This window comes from Magnetococcales bacterium, from assembly GCA_015231755.1.
Taxonomy (GTDB): Bacteria; Pseudomonadota; Magnetococcia; order Magnetococcales; family Magnetaquicoccaceae; genus Magnetaquiglobus.
This window is the reverse complement of record JADGAZ010000025.1, coordinates 1-19,193: the sequence shown is the minus strand read 5'-3', so window position 1 is coordinate 19,193 and position 19,193 is coordinate 1. Positions and strand designations below refer to the sequence as shown.

Here is a 19,193-nt window from a genome sequence, read left to right as displayed (position 1 = left end):
CGGATCACCATGATCGAACGGCTCAAACAAGCCCTGGCTGCGGGAAAACGGGTGGCGGTCCTGATGGGAGGCTCCTCGCCGGAACGGGAAGTGAGCTTGAAAAGCGGCGCGGCCCTGTTGGCGGCCCTGGAGCGCCGGGGCTGGAACCCGATAGCCATCGATCCGGCGGATGGGCGGGCGTTGGCCGCCACCCTCCTCGAAAACCGGGTGGCGGTGGCGGTGCTGGCCCTGCACGGAGCCGGCGGGGAAGATGGCACCATTCAGGGCATGCTGGAGATTTTGGGCATTCCTTACACCGGTTCGTTTGTGGGCGCGTCGGCTTTGTGCATGAACAAACTGTTGAGCAAACGGCTGTTTCGCGACGCGGGCATTCCGACCCCTCCCTGGGAGGAGTTGCGTTTTCCCGGGGACAACCCGGAAGCCGGCATGGCCCAACTCACCTTGCCCCTGCCGTGTTTCGTCAAACCCATGAGCACCGGATCCAGCGTGGGCATCAGCCGGGCGCAAGATTCGGACAGCCTGCGGGCGGGACTGCTGCTGGCGGCGCAGGCCGACGGCACGGATGAGGTCCGGGTGCTGGTGGAACAAGAAATCCGGGGCACCGAAGTGACCCTGGCGGTATTCGACGACACCCCTCTGCCCTTGATCGAAATCCGCCCCGGACCGGGTTTTTACGACTATCAGGCCAAATACGCCTCGGGGGGAACGACCCGCTATCTGATTCCACCGGAAGGGCTGTCGGAGCAGGCCATGGCACGGGCCACGGAGGCGGGAGTGGCCGCCGGACAGGTGACCGGATGTCGCGGCCTGTATCGGGTGGACATGATCATCGACGCGGAACAAACCCCCTGGGTGCTGGAAATCAACACCCTGCCCGGCATGACCGCCACCAGTCTGGCACCCAAGGCGGCGGGCGCCATCGGGTGGTCCTTCGATGATCTGGCGGAACGGATTCTGGTCAGCGCCGGGTTGGAAACATGTCCCGCGGACTTCTGACGATTCTGCTCCTGATGGTGGGTGGCCTGCTGGGCCATCAGGGATGGGAGGCGATCAAGCGGACCAACTGGTTTCCGCTGGAAACCATTCATATCCGGGGGTTGGTGAATATTCCCAACCAGGTGGCGATGCAGATCATGGATACCCCCAAGGGAACCAATCTGCTGACCATCGACCCGGAAAATATACGCTCTCGTTTATTATCCCTTCCCTGGATCCACTCGGTGCGGGTAAAACGTCTTTTTCCTTCGACATTGACGGTGGTGCTGTCGGAAAAAAGCGCCGTGGGGCTGGGAAGAAAAGATGACCGGTTGATGGTACTGGACGAATACGGCATGCCCATCAAGCCGTATGAAAAAACCGATCCGCTGCTTTTGCCCGTGGTCACGCCGACACCCGGACCCAACCAGGCGGCCCAGGTCGTGTGGATCTTGAATCTGCTGGACAAACAGGCCTGGATCAAGGATCAAATCTCCGAAGCGGTGGGACAACCGGGCGGAGGCTGGATCCTGTATACCCGCAAGGGTGTCAAGTTGTTGTTGTCGAATCGAGCGGAACAGGAACTTAGTCTCTTGCATAGGTTACAGAAACGTTACAAGATATTGGATCTTCGCATTCGTCAGGTTGAGTTGCGCATCGCCAATCGCATATCGGTGCGACCGGAGCCCCATCTGGAACCGCCCCTGCCGGAAAAGTTCGACCCGCGACGTCAGCCGCCGGCCACTTAGAAGACCGAGATCCAAAGAAAAAACGCAAATGATCGCGCATGACGTAGATTGAACATGTTTTTTCAAACAGAGGATGCCCGCAGGGGCCCGGTTCAACAAACATTTTCGGGTTGATTATGCCCAAACAGGACCAAAACCTGATCGTCGGTCTGGATATCGGCACCACCAAGATTTGTTGTGTGGTGGCGGATACACAACCGGATGGACGATTGGACATCATCGGCATCGGCACCCACCCATCGCGAGGACTCCGCAAAGGGGTGGTCATCGACATCGACTCCACGGTGGAAAGCATCCGCATGGCCGTGGAAGAGGCGGAAATGATGGCCGGGGTGGAAATCAACATGGTCTTCGCCGGAATCGCGGGGGGACACATCAAGAGTGGGAACTCCAACGGCGTGGTGGCCACCCGGGACGGGGAGGTGACCCAAAGCGACGTGAGCCGGGTGCTGGATGCAGCCCGGGCGCAAAGCATCCCCATGGACAGAGAAATCCTGCATGTCATTCCCCAGGAGTACATTCTCGACGGCCAGGACGGCATCAAGGAACCCCTGGGCATGCACGGGGTACGCCTGGAAGCCCGGGTCCACATCGTCACCGGAGCCGTGGCCTCGGCGCAAAACATCATCAAATGTGTCAACCGCTGCGGCCTGGACGTGGGTGACATCATTCTGGAACAACTGGCCTCCTCGGAATCCGTGCTGACCGCAGACGAAAAAGAACTGGGCGTCTGTCTGCTGGATATCGGCGGCGGCACCACGGATATCGCCATCTTTTCGGAAGGTCACATCAAACATACGGCGGTACTGGCCATTGGCGGGGATCACCTCACCAACGACATCGCCGTGGGCCTGCGCACCCCCACCCGGGAAGCCGAACAGCTCAAACGCAAATACGGCTGCGCCCTGGCCGCCATGATCAACACCGACGAAACCATCGAAGTGCCCAGCATCGGCGACCGCAAGGCCCGCTCCCTGGCCCGCCACATCCTGGCGGAAATCATCGAACCCCGTGTCGAAGAACTGTTCACCCTGGTCAACCGGGAGATCGCCCGTTCGGGCTTTGAAGAGCATATCGCCGCCGGAGTGGTGCTTACCGGAGGCTCCTCGATTACCGATGGCATGGTGGAACTGGCCGAAGAGGTGTTCAACAAACCGGTGCGACGGGGATTCCCCCAAGGCGTGGGGGGATTGACGGATGTGGTTTCCAGTCCGGTCTTCGCCACCGCCGTGGGTCTGGTGCAGTGGGCCAGTCGCAACGAACGGGAAATTGGTCGTCGCATGCAGCCGGAACCCGGTGGAATCCCCATCAAAAACGTGTTCCAACGCATGCGAGAATGGTTTGGAGAAATTTTTTAATGAACTTGCGCGTCACTATCCTGGAAGGGGGTTCTCATGGCCATTGAATTCGAGACGACAGCGGAACCGTTGCAGATCATCAAGGTTATCGGCGTCGGCGGTGGCGGTGGCAATGCCATCAACAACATGATTCAGGCCCAACTCGAAGGGGTGGAATTCATCGTGGCCAACACCGATGCCCAGGCGTTGGCCCGTAATCTGGCGCCGACCCGTCTGCAGATCGGCGTCAACATCACCCGTGGACTCGGGGCCGGCGCCAAGCCCGAAGTGGGCATGCGCTCCGCCGAGGAGAGCCGCGAAAGCATCAAGGAGTCCCTGGAAGGGGCGGACATGGTCTTCATCACCGCCGGCATGGGCGGCGGCACCGGAACCGGCGCCGCTCCGGTAATCGCCCAGTTGGCCAAGGAGATGGGCATCCTGACCGTGGCCGTGGTCACCAAGCCTTTCGGCTTCGAGGGTCGCCGTCGCCTCCAGTACGCCGAAGAGGGACTTAAACAACTGCGGGATCACGTGGATACGGTCATCACCATCCCCAACCAGAAACTCCTGAGCATCGTCGGCAAGAACACCACCATCCTCGAAGCCTTCCGCAAGGCCGACGACGTGCTGTTGCAGGCGGTCCGGGGCATCACCGACCTGATCACCATCACCGGTCTGGTCAACGTGGACTTCGCCGACGTGCGCACGGTCATGAACGAAATGGGTCACGCCCTGATGGGCGCCGGAGAGGCCACCGGCGATACCCGCGCCCTGGATGCCGCCACCCAGGCCATCTCCAGCCCGTTGCTGGATGAAATCTCCATTCATGGTGCCCGGGGCGTGCTCATCAACATCACCGGCGGCTACAATCTGGCCCTCCAGGAGGTGGATGAGGCGGTTACGGTGGTCAAGGACATGGTCCACGACGACGCCATCATCGTGGTCGGGGCCGTCCTCGACGAATCCATGGAGGATTCGGTCCGGGTCACGGTCGTGGCTACCGGCATCGGCGGCGCGGAACAGGTCGCCTTCCCCACCAAGGAAAACCTCTCCTCCCCCAAGAATCAAACCACCAACAAACAACCCGCCCCCCGTCCCGGTTACAAAGCCGTCACCCCCCCAGGCAAGGACATCGGTCTGAACGACACCACGGATCCCAAAAAATCCACGGTGGTCCGTCCCTTCCGCCGCGCCAGCAAAAACATGGATGACTACAACGGCGGCATCGAACAATCCAACAACGAAGACACCTTCGACATCCCCACCTTCTTGCGTCGCCAGATGGACTGACAACCACCCGACAGCCCAAACACCAGGGCGTTCGCCATCAAACGCGGTGGACAACATCCCGATACCGGAATTTTTCAAGGCGGTCTCTCGACATCCAAAGAGACCGCCTTTTTTTATCCCTCCTCCAGCAAAAACCACCCTTGACTTTGGGCATCACCGCCCCTGCCCGCTGCTTTTTTCCTTCTCCAGAGTCGCAATCTCCGGTATATTGAAATTTTTGATTACAGTTGAGCGTTCATGTTTGTGTGTTGGCACTATACTTGCTTTAACCAGCATAACCGAAACATTGGGAGTTGCCAGAGCCTCTCAGCCGCCGTCAAATTGACACCAGCGCGACTCAAGAACTCTAAATCTCCCATGAATGCCCGAAAAAAATGGGTCCCAACAATGGATCATATTTAACGGAACCTACTGACATGGTTTTTCAACGCACACTCAAGAACACCATCCGTTGCACCGGGATCGGCCTCCATGGAGGCAACAAGGTCTATCTCTCCTTGCGACCGGCGCCGGAAAACACCGGCATCGTCTTCCACCGCATCGACCTGGGGGGGGCGCTGATCCCGGCCCGGGTGGAAAATGTGGTGGATACCCAACTGTGCTCCACCATCGCCAACGCCGATGGGGCCAAAGTCTCCACCGTGGAACACCTCCTGGCCGCGTTCGCGGGCCTGGGTGTGGACAACGCCTACGTGGACCTGGACAGCCCGGAAGTGCCGATCATGGATGGCAGCGCCGCTCCGTTCGTCTTTTTGATCCAGTGTGCCGGCATCGTGGAACAACGGGTCGCCAAAAAGTGGTTGCGCATCAAGAAATCCATTTCGGTTTCCCACGAAAACAAACGGGCCTCGTTCCACCCCTGCGACCAGTTCCGCTTGAGCTTCCACATCGATTTCGATCACCCTTTGCTCGCCGAGCAGGGCGTGGAAATCGACATCACCGAAACCACCTTCATCAAGGACATCAGCCGGGCCCGGACCTTCGGATTCCTCAAGGATCTGGAAACCCTGCGGGCCAACGGTCTGGCCCGGGGAGGCTCCCTGGATAACGCCATCGTCATCGGCGACTTCCGAATCCTCAACGAAGGGGGCTTGCGCTACGAAAAAGAGTTCGTGCGTCACAAGATCATCGACGCCATCGGAGACCTCTATCTGCTGGGCCGTCCGATTCTCGGCCACTTCAAGGGTGTCCGCTCCGGCCACGCCATGAACAACCTTCTTTTGCGCAAACTCCTGGCCCGCACCGATGCCTGGGAGTTGGTGGAGTCCACCGAACATGCCTCTTTCGCGGAATATGTCCCGACCGCCGTGCCCCGGGTGCGCCAGGCCGCCGTCGCCTTCTCCATGTGAGCAGGCTCCGCCCTTTTTGATCCCCTCCCGCCCCGTGACAGCCTGGATCGCCCTGCTGGCGATCCTGCTTTCCGGGTGCGGGAGGGATCCTCTCCCCGAGAACACACCCGTCATCCAAGAGGCCAGCCCGGTCTTCCAAAGCGATAAGCTCTTCGCCCAGGTCTCCTTGAACCCGACGTTCCAGGACAAAATCGAACTGCAACTCAAACAGGGCGACCCCCTGTTGGCCACCTATCGTTTCACCGTGATGCGCCTGCATGAGTGGCTGCCGAATGTCCGCATCCTGGACAAAGAGATCCAGCGTCACATCCGTATGCGCCTGATCACCGAACGCTACGAACTGCGGGAGGAAAACAGCAGTCTGGTTCACTATACCAGCGACGAAGACGAAGCCATGAGCTTTTTCGCCAATCCCCGCTTCATTCTGCTGCACTCCCGCTTCAAACCGCTTCCGGGCGTCCATTACCAACTGCAAACCCGGGTCTCGATCACCCAGGAAGGAATGTCCCGCATGTTCCGGCTCCTGGATCGCTGGCTGACTCTGAACCAATCCATGGATTTCACCCATCTGTCGGAACTGCCATGAAACCGTTCTTTCAACCGTTTCGTCTGTGGTATCTGGTGCTGGTGCTGGTGGTGGTGGCCACCATCACCTTCTTGACGGCCCAGGGATTGCGGGGCGCCGCCGCTGTGGGCAGTGGCGACTATGGGGTGGCGTTCCTGATTCTGCTCTACGTCAACCTGTTTCTGGCGCTGGCGCTGGGCTTTCTGGTGCTGCGCCACATCTTCCGGCTCTGGCTCGACCGCAGACAACGACGCACCGGCTCCATGCTCCGGACCCGCATGGCCCTGATGTTCGTGGCCCTCTCCCTGCTGCCCACCCTGATCATCGCCATCCTGTCGGTCAACTTTCTCAACCGGGGGGTGGACTCCTGGTTTTCCGACCGGATCTCCCGGGCCATGGACACGGCCCTGGATGTCTCCCGCTCCTACTACCGGGAGAGCCAACGCAATGTGCGCCACGACGCCGAAGGCATCGTGCGCAACCGGGCCGTGGCCTCCTCTTTGACCCTGGATGACGATGAGGCCCTCTCCGCGGTCCTGGAGGTGGAACGCACCGCCCGGGGTCTGGACGAGGTGGCCATTCTGCGTCCGGACGGCACCCGCATCGCCCGGGCCGGAGAACTGCCCTTCGATCCCCTCCCCGACCTGGACGCCCTCATGGAAGGAGCCTCCAAGGCGTTGGTGGTCACCAGCGATGCCGGAGACCGGGTGCGGGCCTTTGTCCCCCTGGACGACAATTATGTGCTTTCCACCGGCCATTGGATCGACCGTCAAATCCTTGGCCAGTTGGAGACCACCGAAGCGGTCTACGTGGACTACCGCAATCTGCGCGCCTCCCACGGACTGCTCAAGGCCAACCATACCGTCACTTTGGCTCTGATCGCCCTGCTGCTGATTCTGGCGGCCATCTGGTCGGGATTCCGCCTGGCCGACGACCTGACCGATCCCATCGCCGAATTGATCGTCGGTGCCCGCAAGGTGGCCATCGGAGATCTGACCGTCACCTTGTCGGTCACCGGCAACGACGAACTGGCCACCCTCATGGCCGCCTTCAACGCCATGACCCGCAAGCTCCAGGAAAACCACGACGAACTCCAAGCCACCAACGCCTTGCTGGAAGAACGACGCCATTTCATGGCCGCCATCGTGCAGCACATCTCCGCCGGGGTGATCAGCGTCAACCGGGGGGGGGAGATCACCCTCATGAACCCCGCCGCCGGCATGCTGCTGGGCATCGACAGTCAACAGGCCATCGGTCACCACTACCGCGCCCTGCTCCCGGAATCCATGCTCACCCCCCTGGCCCAAAGCAATTCCCGACGGGCCTCCCAAACCAATCCGAACGGCTCCGAAGAAAACGCCACCCAGTTCCAGATGCAAATCCAAGGCGCGGACCGTACCCGTACCCTGATGGCCCGGGTCACCCCCCTGGATGACGGCGCCGGGGTCAGTCACGGCTTCATCGCCACCTTCGACGACATCTCCGACATTCTCTTGGCGCAACGCAGCCGGGCCTGGAGCGAAGTGGCCCGCCGCATCGCCCATGAAATCAAAAACCCCCTCACCCCGATCCAGTTATGGGCCCAGCGTCTGCGCCGCAAATACATGAAACATCAAACCGACACCTGCCCGGATTGGCAGGTGCTGGACGACGGCACCAATGCCATCATCAATCAGGTGGAGGAGTTGCGGGTACTGGTCAACGAATTTTCCACCTTTGCCCGTCTGCCCAGACCCGAACTCACCCCCAATGACCTGCACACCGGCATTCGGGAGGTGTTGCTGCTGCACCGGGCCGAATTGGAAAAAATCACCGTCACCACGGAGTTCACCCCGGATCTGCCCCTGTTTTCCCACGACCGGGGACAAATCAAACAGGTGTTCACCAATCTGGTCTCCAACGCCATGGCGGCCATTCGCGAACGCAACGAATCGAGTTTTCTTGCCATTTCCACCGAGGTTACGGACAATGGCGACTGGGTGCGCATTCAGATCGCCGACTCGGGTTCCGGCATCCCCCCCGGCGACCGGGACCGCATTTTTGAACCCTACTTCACCACCAAGGCCACGGGAGTCGGATTGGGCATGGCCATCGTCAAGAAAATCATCGAGGATCACGGTGGCACCATCCGGATCCGCCAATCCCAATGGAATGGCGCGCTGATCGAAATCCGCCTGCCGATTCAAGGGGTGGCGACTCCGGCCCCGGTTCTGTCCCACGCTGCGGATCAGGAGCACATCCCACTGCCATGAACCCAACCATTCTGATCATCGACGACGAAGAGGCGATCCGCACCAGCCTGCGGGGCATCCTGGAAGACGAGGAGTACGCGGTCATCGAGGCCGCCTCCGGGGAAGAGGGGCTGGCTGTTTTGGAACAATACGAGGTGGCGGCCATTCTCCTCGACATCTGGATGACCGGCATCGACGGCATCGAAACCCTGCGACGCATCAAAAATCAGGAAAAAAACCGCGCACGGGAAACGGAAATTCCGGTGATCATGATGTCGGGACACGGCACCATCGAAACCGCCGTCTCCGCCACCAAGGAAGGTGCGTATGACTTCCTGGAAAAACCCCTCTCTTTGGATCGGGTGTTGTTGCTGCTGGACCGGGCGATCCGCACCTACGATCTGGCGCGGGAAAACCGGGAACTCAAGGCCCAAATGGACTCGGTGCCGCCGATGATCGGGGACTCCCCGGCCATGCGCGTCCTGGAAGAAAAACTGTTGCGGGTGGCTCCCACCGAAGGCTGGGTGTTGATCTCCGGCGATAACGGTACCGGCAAGGAGGTGGCGGCCCGACGGCTGCACGCCCTGTCCAACCGGGCGGCGGGACCGTTCATCGCGGTCAATTCGGCGGCCATTCCGGAAGAGTCCATCGAAATCGAACTGTTCGGCCTGGAAACCACCGGTCCCACCGGCCAAAAGATCACCCAGGCGGGCCGCTTTGAACAAAGCAACAAAGGTACCTTGTTTCTGGACTCCATCGGCGACATGTCCCTCAAGACCCAGGCCAAGATTCTGCGCGCCCTCCAGGAGCGCCGCTTCGAGCGGGTGGGGGGACGGCGTTCGATCCAGGTGGATGTGCGGGTGATCGCGGCCACCAACAAGGATCTGCAAACCGAAATCGATCAGGGCCGCTTCCGGCTGGATCTGTTCTACCGGCTGAATGTCATCCCCATCGCCATTCCGCCCTTGCGGGAACGACTGGAGGATCTGAAACCTCTGGTGGACTATTTTCTCAAGATCAATCAGGCCGCTCTGCCACAACCGCGCTCTTTTTCCGCGGCGGCCATGGCCTGTCTGGCCCAGTACCACTGGCCCGGCAATGTGCGGGAGTTGAAAAATCTGGTGGAACGGCTGCTGATCATGGCCCCGGGCACGGTGATCGATCCGGAGGATCTGCCCGCCTTCATCCATCAAAAACCCGGCGCCACCCCCACCAATACCCCCTGGGATACCCTGTTGGAAAACGAAAATCTTCGGGACGCCCGGGTGGCCTTTGAACGGATTTTCCTCAAGACCCAGCTGGCGCGCCACAATGGCAACATCTCCCGCACCGCCGAGGTGATCGGCATGGAGCGCTCCGCGCTGCACCGGAAGTTGAAAACACTGGGGTTGGACTGATACAATCAAAAAATGAATGATTGGGAACCACTCCCTGGAGCAGCATGATGAAGCCACTCGACTCGGTGTTGATCGACAAGATCCTCCTGCAATACGACCAGCAAAAGAAAACCTATCAGGATTTCCTGGATCGGACCCTGACGCTGATCAAGGAGTTCATCGTGCCCGATGGTCCGAAGATCCATTCGATTGTCGGTCGCATCAAGGAAAAGGAGAGTCTGGTCGACAAGCTCCAGAGTCCGAAAGAACCCTATGCCACCCTCAACGACGTGCCGGATATCGCGGGCATTCGCATCATCACCTATTTCGAGGAGGAGGTGCAGGTCATCTCGGAGATCATCCGGCGGGAGTTCAATGTGTTCGCCTCTCCGGAACAGCCCAAATCCCAAACCAGCGATCCCAACCGGTTCGGTTACACCTCCACCAACCTCCAGGTGGGACTACTGGACAACCGCTTGGAGCTGATCGAATACCGTCGTTTCCGGGGTTTCTTGGTGGAGTTGCAAATCCGTTCGGTGTTGCAGCACGCCTGGCTGGAGATCAACAAGCACCTGGGCTTTCAGACCCGGGAACACTGCCCGCCCCACAAACAACGGGAGTATGCCCGGGTCACCTCCCTGTTCGAGCTGGCGGATCTGGAACTCAACCAGATCAAGCCCTTCGCCCATCACGCCAAAAAGGCGACCCGTCATGTGGATGCGGGATTCGAGGCGAGTGACACCCTGCCTCCCCTGCCGGATCTGCCCTTCGAGCCCATTCCCCTGGGAGACGAGGCCAGAAATATCGCGCCACCCCCCCCAAAAAACGCCCCGCCCCAGACCCCCAAGCCGGGCCTGCTGGAAAAACCGCCCACAGCCTGCCTGATCCGTCAGGAGGATATGGAGCGCTTTGTGCTGGACAACCGTTTGATCAACGCCTATGACCGCAAAATCGCCGACCACTACGACACCCGGTTGATTTTCAAGACCCAGAGCATCATCACCCTCACCGAAGTCTGCTGCCATCTGGACATCCCCAATGTGATGGAAGCCGGAGAGTTGATCCGCCACAACGAAAAATTGATCAAGCCCTTTGCCCGGATTCTGTTCGGCGACCCGGCCACCGCCAAATACGAACACATCTCCCGTGGCGTCACCTTGTTGGTGGTCAGCTGCGTCCTGGCGGCCAAGACCGGCCACACCAACACGGTCTTTCAGTTCATCACCCGCCACCACTTTGAAAACGATCCCACCATCACCGGCATCTCCACCGAACTGATCGAATGTTTACAAGAACATCTCTCGCCCTGAGTCCCCTTCCGGACTCCATGGCATCGCCTGAAGGAACCTGCTGTTCCAAGAAGCCTTTTGGGTCGCAAGGCCAAAAACATCCATGCCTCGCAGACCCCTCCCACACGGCGATGACGCCGCTGTGATGGAAGGCATCGCCCAACCTTCCCCCACCCCGTTTTTCTTTTTTCCCCGATATAAGGCCGATCCCGGCCCGAACGCTTGAAGAACCCCCGGCTTTGGCTTACCATAATTGAAACGGATGCTCCAAAAAGAGAGGCGTCAAGGATTGGAATGGCTCATTTATTGCAAAATAAACCGGACTCAATCCGCAGGGCGCGTAGACCGGTCGCGGACCGTCTTCTCAAACACGAACCAAACACGACATCCGATAAGGCTCTTATGAAAGCATCACCCAATCGCGAACAGTTCCTGTTTCTGGTGACCGGCGGCATCATTCTTGTTCTGATCCTCATGGTGGTGGTCTTCAACATGGTCCGCACCCCCGGAGATCTCATCGCCGAAAAAGAGACGCAACCCACCCCCAAGGTCAAAGTCGGGGACCGCACCGCAGACAGCAACAAATCCGCTTGGCTCACCCAGGTGGCTCCGGCCCCGATTTTCAATCCGGAAGGAGCCCAAAACAAATCCGAATCCAAGGTCGAAATCGACGCCAAGGATCTGACCGCTCCCGACAACAACAGCGGCAAACCGGATGCCTCCAAACCCCAGGAAGCCTGGAACCCCAAAGAGGCTTCCGCCCTGGAGTCGGCCCGTCTGGAGTCCCGCCCCCTCTCCCGGGACGGCGGTCTGACCCCGGCCAAGAACACCCCCGGCGACTCCCATGCGGCTCCTCCCCCCATGCCCCGCATGGCGGCGGATGGTTCCGGATCCCGCACCGCGCCTCCGGCGCCCCAGCGCGAACCCGCCCATCCCCCCCAGCCCTCGGCCCAGGATCAGGATCGCTCCGACCACAGCAACGATCCCAACTCCGCCCTCGGCTCGCCCCCGAAACGTCAACAGGCCAAAAATGCCCAGAAAAATCAGGCCGACGACTCCGAGGATGCCGCCGACACCAACGACAAACCACTCCAGAAACCCGCCACCCCACCGCCCAGCGGGTTTTCGGTCCAGGTCGCCTCGTTCAACGATACCGAACACGCCACCGCCCTGGCCAACAAGCTGTCCAACCTGATGTTCGACGGCAAACGCATGCCCGTCTATCAAAACACTCAAAAGGCCGGGAAAAAGAATGTGTTCCGGGTCCGTCTCGGTCCCTTCCCCACCCAGGCCCGGGCCCAGCAGGCCGCCAATCTGGCCAACGCCAAGGCCGGCGCCAAGGGGACGGTCCTCGGACCGAACCAGTAGCCCCAATGGCATGACCCACTCTTCCACCGATTCCTTCCCCGCTCCCCCCTCCGACCCTGGATCCACTCCGTTGGTGATCCAACTGGAGGGGGTGCATCACCGCTTCGGTCGCCATCGGGTGCTCCAGGGCATCGATCTGAACGTGCGGCAGGGAGAGTGCGTGGCCTTGTACGGGACCAACGGCTGCGGCAAATCCACCCTGCTGGCGTTGCTGGCCACCCTCTTGACCGTCCGTCAGGGGCGTTATCTGCTGGATGGCCTGGATGTGACCCGATACGGCAACGAAGCCCGGGACAAATTGCTGTTCGTGGGCCATCAGACCCATCTCTACGGCCATCTCACCCCGGTGGAAAATCTCTTGTTCTTCCGTGATCTGCGGGGCCTGAACCTCCCGGAATCCCGGCTGCGCCAAGCCATCGAAACCGTGGGTCTGGCCAAAGCCGCGGACAAGCCTGTGCAATGGTTTTCCGCCGGCATGCGCAAACGGCTGGCCCTGGCCCGTATGCTCCTGGCCCATCCCCGGCTGCTGCTCCTCGACGAACCCTACTCCGCCCTGGATACCCAAGGGGTCCAGTGGCTCAACGCCATCCTGACGGACTACCTGCGCCACGGTGGCGCCCTGGTGATGGCCAGTCACGACCCGGAACGGGTGGCCGCCCTGCCCCATCGCCCCCATCAACTGGCGCGGGGCGTACTCACCCCCATTCACGCCTCCGCTCCGGAGCCGCTCCCGTGCTGAAGGCCGTCTATCGCATCGCCTGGAAGGATGTGGCCGGAGACCTGCGTCGTCGCGCCACCCTGTCGTCCATGCTCTTTTTCGCCATTTCGGTGCTGGTGGTGTTTCAGGCCGCCTTTGAACCGGACCGCAAAGAGGCCTTGCGTCTGCTGCCGGGTCTGTTGTGGGCCACCACCTTGTTCACCACGCTGGTGGGACTGGGGCGGGTCTTCCAGGCCGAAGAGGAGGATGGCGCCTTCGAGGGATTGCTGCTCGCCTCGGTACCCCGTGGCGTGATCTTTTTTGGCAAGTGGCTCGGCAATCTCCTGTTGACCCTGCTGGTGGAATTCCTGATACTCCCCCTGACCCTGGTGCTGTTCAACGTCGATGCCTGGGGCCATGTGCCGGCGATCCTCGGCATCCTCACCCTGGGCACCCTGGGATTGACCGGTCTGGGAACCCTTCTGGCCGCCATGACCCGGGGCGCCCGCTCCCGGGAAACCCTGCTGGCCCTGCTGCTGCTCCCCTTGACCGCTCCGATGCTGATTGCCGGAGTCCAGGCCATCGCGGGGGTGCTGCTCCAGGATGGCGAGGTGATCCCATGGCTCAAGCTGTTGATCATTTTCGATTTGGTCTATCTCGCCATGGCCCCCTGGGCCTTCGGCTGGCTGGTGGAGGAGTGAACCGACAACACCATGAAAATCCTTAAAAAAATTCAAACCCTCACGGGCATAGCCACCCTTGCGATGCTGGCCGTGGGGCTGTGGTTCGTCTACGGCGCCCCCGAGGATTTCCAACAAGGCGGCGCGGTGCGCATTTTGTACATCCATGTGCCTTCCGCCAAAATGGCCCTGTTGAGCTATCTGTTCGTCACCGTGGCCTCGGTGCTTTATCTTTGGAAACGCTCCGAAACCGCCGACATCCTCGCCGAGGCCGCCACCTCCGTGGGCGCGGCCTTCACCGCCATCACCCTGGCCTCCGGCTCCATCTGGGGCAAACCCATGTGGGGCACTTGGTGGGCCTGGGATGCACGCCTCACCTCCATGCTGGTGCTGCTGATCCTGTTCAAAGGGTTGATGGTGCTGCGCAACTCCCTGGACGATCCCATCAAGGGCGCCCGGGCCACCGCCATCCTGGCCATCATCGGCGCCGTGGACCTGCCCATCATTCACTACTCCGTGGTGTGGTGGCGCACCCTGCATCAACCCCCCTCCATGGCCGCGTCGGGCAATTCCGGAGTTCACATCTCCGGACCGCTGCTTCCCCCATTGCTGATCCTCTCCGGCGCGTTTATCCTCATGGGACTGTTCATGGTGACGGTCAAAGCCCGCCAGATCGAAGCCCGTCGCCATCTGGACGCCCTGGAATCCGCAAGGATGCACCCCGATGAATGACTATACCCCCTACATCGCCGCCGTCTATCTGCTGGCCCTGGCCGTCTATGGCGGCTACACCCTGCACTGGCACCTGTCCTGGAAACGGCTCCAGAAACAACTCGATCAACACGACTCCGGAACCCCATGAAACCCCTCGCCAACAAACGCCTTTTTCTCATTCTCACCGTACTCGTGGTGGGGGGATCACTGGCGGCTCTGGTGTTTTCATCCTTCACCGGCGCCCTGGTCTATTTCCACACCCCCGCCGAAGCGGTCGCCAAACAACGGGAACTCGACGGCAAGAAAATTCGCGTCGGCGGCATGGTCCAAGCCGGATCCTTGGTGCGGGAGGCCGGCACCCTGAAGATCCGCTTCCTGGTCACCGACGGCAAGGCCCAAATCCCGGTGCGCTACGATGGCATGGTCCCCGACCTGTTCCGGGAAGGTCAGGGCGTGGTGGTGGAAGGCACCTGGAAATCTGGACAGGATTTCAGCGCCGATACCATCCTCGCCAAACACAGCGAAGACTATGTGCCGGTGGAAATGAGCGAGCAGGGCATCGCAAAATCCAAAGAATCGCTGATGAAATCCCTGAAATAATCCATTCACTTCAGACTTGCCAAGAGCCTCCCCGAAAACACCATGTGGATCGAAATCGCCCACTTTTCCACCCTGATCGCCCTGATGCTGGCCGGGCTGATGCTGATCGCCCCATGGATCGGACTGCGCTGGCAACGGATGGTCTGGATCCGGGTGGCCCGACAGGCCGCCTTCATGATCTGCGCCCTGCTCACCCTGGCCTCCGCCGGGCTGATCGCCTCTTTTCTGAAACACGACTTCTCGGTGCAATACGTGGCCGAACACGCTTCACTCAAGCTGCCGGTGTTCTATCTGGCCACAGCCATGTGGGGCGGACACGAAGGATCCCTGCTGCTGTGGGCCTGGATGCTCTCTTTGTTCGTCGCCATCGCCGCCTGGAAACACTGGAACACCCATCCGGTCTCCATGCCCTGGGTGCTCTCCATCAATGGCGGACTGCTGCTGGGGTTTTTGCTGCTGGTGGTGTTCTTGTCCAGCCCCTTTGAACGGCTGCTCTCACCCCCCCCGGATGGCCGGGATCTCAACCCCTTGTTGCAAGATCCGGGCATGGTATTCCATCCCCCGTTCCTCTATATGGGCTATGTGGGCTTCGCCATCCCCTATGCCTTCGCCATGGCCGCCCTGATCACCTCACAAGGCGACAGCGAATGGATCCTGGCCACCCGCCGCTGGACCCTGTTCTCCTGGGCCATGCTCACCATCGGCATCGTCTTCGGCGCCTATTGGGCCTACTATGAACTGGGCTGGGGGGGATACTGGGCCTGGGATCCGGTGGAAAACGCCTCCTTCATGCCCTGGCTCACCGGTCTGGCCTTTCTGCACTCGGTCATGGTCCAGGAACGACGCCGCATGTTCAAAACCTGGAACCTCTTTTTGATCATCACCACCTTCGCCCTCTCCCTGCTGGGCACCTTTCTGGTGCGCTCCGGGGTGCTCTCTTCGGTCCACGCCTTTGCCACGGATCCGGGACGGGGGGTCTATATCCTGATGTTCATGTCCGCGCTGCTGCTGTTCTCCTTCGGACTGCTCACCGCCAAATCCGACCAACTCCGGGAAACCCCGAAACTGGAAAGCCCCTGGTCCAAAGAGTTTTCATTCCTGATCAATAACCTGTTCCTGGTGGCCGGAGCCTGTACCGTGCTGCTGGGCACCCTGTATCCCCTGGCCGTCGAAACCCTTTCCACCGCCAAGGTCTCGGTGGGTGCCCCCTATTACAACAAGGTGTTCATCCCCATCATGCTCGGCATGCTCGCCCTGATGGGCCTGGGACCCCTCATCCCTTGGCAACGGGCATCGCTGGCCAAACTGCGTCAGGAGTTCCTGCCCGCCGGGATCATCGGCCTCATCGGCATGCTGGTCGCCCCGTTGGTCGGCGTCACCCACCCTTCCGGCGCCATCGCCACAGGGCTGATTCTTTTTGTCGGGGCCACCCATCTCAAAGACCTGCTCCGCAACATCAAAACCCGCATGAGCCGGGAATCCCTCTCCGCTCCCGGTGCCTTTCTGCGCCTCGTCACCCGCAACAAACGGCGTTACGGCGGCATGCTGGTGCACCTCGGCACCCTGGTGATGGTGGCCGGCTTTGTCGGCTCCGGACTCTTTCAGGAGGAACGGGACCTGTTCTTGGCCAAGGGAGATTCCATGCGCATCGGCTCATGGAGCCTGACCCTGGAATCCATGGACAAAACCGCCCGCCGCAACTGGCAAGCCGACGAGGCGGTCATCCGCGCCGAACGCCCCGGTGAGGCCACCTTGATGCTCAGACCACAAAAACGGGTCTACAGCGAACACTCCCAGCCCACCACCGAAGCGGCCATCCACAGCAGTTGGCGGGAGGATCTGTATGTGGTGCTGGGGGATGGGGTCAAGGATGGGGTGTGGGCGTTCCGCATCTATCGCACGCCCCTGGTGTCGTGGATCTGGATCGGTTCCGGGATCATGGTGGTGGGGGTCTTCTGGGCCATGTTGCAGGGACGACGGCTGCAACGACGTGCGGATTGAGCCTCAACCGGCACTCCGGATCAATAAAATCCCATTCACGGCAAGGCCAGCGGATCACGAGGAGAACAAGGCATGAATGGACTGTGGAAAATCGTCTTGCTGGGGGCGGTGATGGCCATTCTGCTCCTGTTCGCCCTGGGACTGAAAAACGATCCCCGGGAGATCCCCTCCCCGCTGGTCAACCGCCCGGCGAACGACTTCACCGCCCCGGCTCTGGAGGGGGATCAGCCGGTCCAATTGTCGGCCCATCGGGGCAAATGGGTACTGGTCAATTTCTGGGGGTCGTGGTGCGTCAGTTGTGTGGCCGAGCATCCCTATCTGATCGAACTGGCGAAACAAACCAAAAATCGCTCCGACTTCGTGATGCTGGGTGTGGACTTCCGCGACAATCCGGATTCCGCCCGCACGTTCCTGGCCCGCCACGGCAATCCGGGTTATCCCCACGCCCAGGATCCGACACAAAAAATCGCCATCGACTGGGGGGTGTACGGCGCGCCGGAATCCTATCTCGTGGACCCCAAGGGCACCATCCGCATGAAGCACACCGGTCCCTTGTTTCCCGGCTGGTTCGAACAACGCGCCCTGCCCCTGATGCAAGGAGAGGTCAAATGAGACATTTTCCTCCCTTGCTGTTGCTGGCTTGGCTGCTGGCGATGCCCGGCCCGGCGCTGGCCGAACTCCGGGGGGAAGACCCCACCGAAGCCATGGTGCGTCACATCGCCAAGGATCTGCGTTGCGCGGTGTGTCAGAACCAGTCGGTCTATGAGTCCAACTCCGATCTGGCCAAGGACATGCTGAACGTGATCCGCGCCAAGGTCGCCGCCGGAGAACAGGAAACGGCCATCCGGGACTATTTCTTTCAACGCTACGGGGATTACATCTACCTGGAACCCACCACACAGGGCATGAACACTCTGTTGTGGAGCGCCCCGTTCATCGGATTGGGAATCGGGGGTCTGGCCTTATGGCTTGCCATGCGGCAATGGCGCAAACGGGCCAACGAGAACGTCAAGCCCGTTCCCACCCACGCCGCCATGCAAGAACGCATTCAAAAAGAATTGGATCAACTCCGCATGTAATTCCAAGCCCAAGCAATTCCCCATCATCACGGGTCCAGGGTGGTTACCACCCTGGCAGGGTGTGGGGCAGCGCCCCACGACCTTAACTCTTTTCAATCACCCACCAAAACCATTCATTTCTTCTTTTTCTTCTTGCTTTTCACCTTCGCGGCATGAGGTTCCAACTCCACGCGCAGTTGCTCAATCTGCTGCAAAGTCACCTCACAAGCGGCCTGATCCTTGAGCGCCTCATAAATCGGCAACTCCTTTGCCTGACGGACTCCCAATGACTCGGCCCACTCCCCCCGGATTTCGTGAATAAACGCGATCCGGTCAAACACGATGGCGCAATCCCGCAAATCACCCAGTCTGTCGAAAGCCGGCAACGCCTCCTCCCGCAGCAGCAACAACGCCTCCTCCAATTGCCCCTGGGAAGCCAGCAGGTCCGCGATCTTGCCCTGGGTGACCGCCTTGGAGCGCCAATCGCCAGCCTGCTCGAAGACCGGAATCGCCTCCTCCCGATGAATCCGCAACGCCTCGTCGAATTGACCACTGGCCGCCAGTCGATCGGCCTCCAGACCCCGCGCAAGGGCTTTCAACACCATGTCCGCTACCTGCTCATCCACCTTGATTCTCCTCGTCAAATGAATCCCTCAAAGCGCCTTTCCCGATTGGGAACGCGCATCATGGATCTCGACAATCGTAATTGAAATTGAAAAAGAAATAAAAAAAGCAAAACCCTGGGGGAGGAATCCCCCAGACCCTCTCTTTTTTTTCAATGCGTTGCAACCAAAGAGAGTCCGGGGGACTGAAAGGCGGGACTCCCCCTTGCGGGGGAGTATGCAACACTTAAGCAGAGGCACGCAAATGGTTGAGCACTTCGTCCAGCATCTTCTTGGCATCACCGAAGAGCA

General features: G+C 60.4%; 19 protein-coding genes. 18 read left to right on the top strand and 1 reads right to left on the bottom strand.

Translation table 11 applies throughout. The features are described 5' to 3' along the window. Positions 1 to 9: 9 nt before the first annotated feature. From HQL98_14435 to HQL98_14350, 18 genes are all read left to right on the top strand, one after another. The gene (locus HQL98_14435) at positions 10 to 996 is read left to right on the top strand and encodes a D-alanine--D-alanine ligase (GenBank protein ID MBF0273244.1); all 987 of its coding nucleotides are present in this window, start codon (positions 10 to 12) and stop codon (positions 994 to 996) included. Beyond that, positions 978 to 1,724, top strand: a complete 747-nt coding sequence (locus HQL98_14430; GenBank protein MBF0273243.1) for an FtsQ-type POTRA domain-containing protein — start codon at positions 978 to 980, stop codon at positions 1,722 to 1,724. The genes HQL98_14435 and HQL98_14430 overlap by 19 nt, the downstream gene beginning before the upstream one ends. A 116-nt stretch (positions 1,725 to 1,840) precedes the next feature. Further along, complete coding sequence (gene ftsA, locus HQL98_14425; GenBank protein ID MBF0273242.1) at positions 1,841 to 3,082, top strand: cell division protein FtsA; 1,242 nt, start codon at positions 1,841 to 1,843, stop codon at positions 3,080 to 3,082. A 36-nt stretch (positions 3,083 to 3,118) separates the two neighbouring features. Then, positions 3,119 to 4,351: a cell division protein FtsZ gene (gene ftsZ, locus HQL98_14420; protein ID MBF0273241.1), complete on the top strand. Its 1,233-nt coding sequence runs from the start codon at positions 3,119 to 3,121 to the stop codon at positions 4,349 to 4,351. A gap of 416 nt (positions 4,352 to 4,767) precedes the next feature. After that, positions 4,768 to 5,700, top strand: coding sequence for a UDP-3-O-acyl-N-acetylglucosamine deacetylase (locus HQL98_14415; protein ID MBF0273240.1), 933 nt, complete (start codon positions 4,768 to 4,770; stop codon positions 5,698 to 5,700). A 16-nt stretch (positions 5,701 to 5,716) separates the two neighbouring features. Continuing rightward, positions 5,717 to 6,286 carry a DUF4390 domain-containing protein gene (locus HQL98_14410; protein MBF0273239.1) on the top strand — a complete coding sequence of 190 codons (570 nt, stop codon included), beginning with the start codon at positions 5,717 to 5,719 and terminating at the stop codon, positions 6,284 to 6,286. After that, complete coding sequence (locus HQL98_14405) at positions 6,283 to 8,517, top strand: PAS domain-containing protein (protein MBF0273238.1); 2,235 nt, start codon at positions 6,283 to 6,285, stop codon at positions 8,515 to 8,517. The genes HQL98_14410 and HQL98_14405 overlap by 4 nt, the downstream gene beginning before the upstream one ends. Then, positions 8,514 to 9,893, top strand: coding sequence for a sigma-54-dependent Fis family transcriptional regulator (locus tag HQL98_14400; GenBank protein ID MBF0273237.1), 1,380 nt, complete (start codon positions 8,514 to 8,516; stop codon positions 9,891 to 9,893). The genes HQL98_14405 and HQL98_14400 overlap by 4 nt, the downstream gene beginning before the upstream one ends. Positions 9,894 to 9,937: 44 nt before the next feature. Then, positions 9,938 to 11,182: a hypothetical protein gene (locus HQL98_14395; protein ID MBF0273236.1), complete on the top strand. Its 1,245-nt coding sequence runs from the start codon at positions 9,938 to 9,940 to the stop codon at positions 11,180 to 11,182. 381 nt (positions 11,183 to 11,563) lie between these two features. Continuing rightward, positions 11,564 to 12,529 (top strand): SPOR domain-containing protein, encoded by a 966-nt coding sequence (locus tag HQL98_14390; protein ID MBF0273235.1) that lies wholly within the window; start codon positions 11,564 to 11,566, stop codon positions 12,527 to 12,529. A gap of 10 nt (positions 12,530 to 12,539) precedes the next feature. Beyond that, entirely contained in the window at positions 12,540 to 13,268 is a 729-nt protein-coding gene (gene ccmA / locus HQL98_14385; protein MBF0273234.1) for a heme ABC exporter ATP-binding protein CcmA, read from the top strand. Next, the gene (locus tag HQL98_14380; protein ID MBF0273233.1) at positions 13,262 to 13,927 is read left to right on the top strand and encodes a heme exporter protein CcmB; all 666 of its coding nucleotides are present in this window, start codon (positions 13,262 to 13,264) and stop codon (positions 13,925 to 13,927) included. Before ccmA ends, HQL98_14380 begins: the two co-directional genes overlap by 7 nt. A 12-nt stretch (positions 13,928 to 13,939) precedes the next feature. Next, the gene (ccsA, locus tag HQL98_14375; GenBank protein ID MBF0273232.1) at positions 13,940 to 14,638 is read left to right on the top strand and encodes a cytochrome c biogenesis protein CcsA; all 699 of its coding nucleotides are present in this window, start codon (positions 13,940 to 13,942) and stop codon (positions 14,636 to 14,638) included. Continuing rightward, positions 14,631 to 14,768, top strand: a complete 138-nt coding sequence (locus HQL98_14370) for a hypothetical protein (protein MBF0273231.1) — start codon at positions 14,631 to 14,633, stop codon at positions 14,766 to 14,768. The genes ccsA and HQL98_14370 overlap by 8 nt, the downstream gene beginning before the upstream one ends. Next, positions 14,765 to 15,220 (top strand): cytochrome c maturation protein CcmE, encoded by a 456-nt coding sequence (gene ccmE / locus HQL98_14365; GenBank protein MBF0273230.1) that lies wholly within the window; start codon positions 14,765 to 14,767, stop codon positions 15,218 to 15,220. The genes HQL98_14370 and ccmE overlap by 4 nt, the downstream gene beginning before the upstream one ends. 42 nt (positions 15,221 to 15,262) lie before the next feature. After that, positions 15,263 to 17,221 carry a heme lyase CcmF/NrfE family subunit gene (locus HQL98_14360; protein MBF0273229.1) on the top strand — a complete coding sequence of 653 codons (1,959 nt, stop codon included), beginning with the start codon at positions 15,263 to 15,265 and terminating at the stop codon, positions 17,219 to 17,221. A gap of 72 nt (positions 17,222 to 17,293) precedes the next feature. After that, entirely contained in the window at positions 17,294 to 17,833 is a 540-nt protein-coding gene (locus HQL98_14355) for a DsbE family thiol:disulfide interchange protein (protein MBF0273228.1), read from the top strand. Then, the gene (locus tag HQL98_14350) at positions 17,830 to 18,300 is read left to right on the top strand and encodes a cytochrome c-type biogenesis protein CcmH (GenBank protein MBF0273227.1); all 471 of its coding nucleotides are present in this window, start codon (positions 17,830 to 17,832) and stop codon (positions 18,298 to 18,300) included. The genes HQL98_14355 and HQL98_14350 overlap by 4 nt, the downstream gene beginning before the upstream one ends. Before the next feature lie 113 nt (positions 18,301 to 18,413). On the opposite strand, the gene HQL98_14345 is transcribed toward HQL98_14350, so the two are convergent. Next, complete coding sequence (locus tag HQL98_14345; protein ID MBF0273226.1) at positions 18,414 to 18,905, bottom strand: hypothetical protein; 492 nt, start codon at positions 18,903 to 18,905, stop codon at positions 18,414 to 18,416. Positions 18,906 to 19,193: the final 288 nt, after the last annotated feature.

Excerpts from the sequence above, each read along its gene's own strand:
- ftsA (MBF0273242.1), top strand. The coding sequence starts at position 1,841 with ATGCCCAAACAGGACCAAAACCTGATCGTCGGTCTGGATATCGGCACC.
- HQL98_14395 (MBF0273236.1), top strand. The coding sequence starts at position 9,938 with ATGATGAAGCCACTCGACTCGGTGTTGATCGACAAGATCCTCCTGCAA.
- HQL98_14405 (MBF0273238.1), top strand. The coding sequence starts at position 6,283 with ATGAAACCGTTCTTTCAACCGTTTCGTCTGTGGTATCTGGTGCTGGTG.
- HQL98_14400 (MBF0273237.1), top strand. The coding sequence starts at position 8,514 with ATGAACCCAACCATTCTGATCATCGACGACGAAGAGGCGATCCGCACC.
- HQL98_14390 (MBF0273235.1), top strand. The coding sequence starts at position 11,564 with ATGAAAGCATCACCCAATCGCGAACAGTTCCTGTTTCTGGTGACCGGC.
- HQL98_14430 (MBF0273243.1), top strand. The coding sequence starts at position 978 with ATGTCCCGCGGACTTCTGACGATTCTGCTCCTGATGGTGGGTGGCCTG.
- HQL98_14435 (MBF0273244.1), top strand. The coding sequence starts at position 10 with ATGATCGAACGGCTCAAACAAGCCCTGGCTGCGGGAAAACGGGTGGCG.
- HQL98_14350 (MBF0273227.1), top strand. The coding sequence starts at position 17,830 with ATGAGACATTTTCCTCCCTTGCTGTTGCTGGCTTGGCTGCTGGCGATG.
- ccsA (MBF0273232.1), top strand. The coding sequence starts at position 13,940 with ATGAAAATCCTTAAAAAAATTCAAACCCTCACGGGCATAGCCACCCTT.
- HQL98_14355 (MBF0273228.1), top strand. The coding sequence starts at position 17,294 with ATGAATGGACTGTGGAAAATCGTCTTGCTGGGGGCGGTGATGGCCATT.
- HQL98_14370 (MBF0273231.1), top strand. The coding sequence starts at position 14,631 with ATGAATGACTATACCCCCTACATCGCCGCCGTCTATCTGCTGGCCCTG.
- ccmA (MBF0273234.1), top strand. The coding sequence starts at position 12,540 with ATGACCCACTCTTCCACCGATTCCTTCCCCGCTCCCCCCTCCGACCCT.
- ccmE (MBF0273230.1), top strand. The coding sequence starts at position 14,765 with ATGAAACCCCTCGCCAACAAACGCCTTTTTCTCATTCTCACCGTACTC.
- ftsZ (MBF0273241.1), top strand. The coding sequence starts at position 3,119 with ATGGCCATTGAATTCGAGACGACAGCGGAACCGTTGCAGATCATCAAG.
- HQL98_14360 (MBF0273229.1), top strand. The coding sequence starts at position 15,263 with ATGTGGATCGAAATCGCCCACTTTTCCACCCTGATCGCCCTGATGCTG.
- HQL98_14415 (MBF0273240.1), top strand. The coding sequence starts at position 4,768 with ATGGTTTTTCAACGCACACTCAAGAACACCATCCGTTGCACCGGGATC.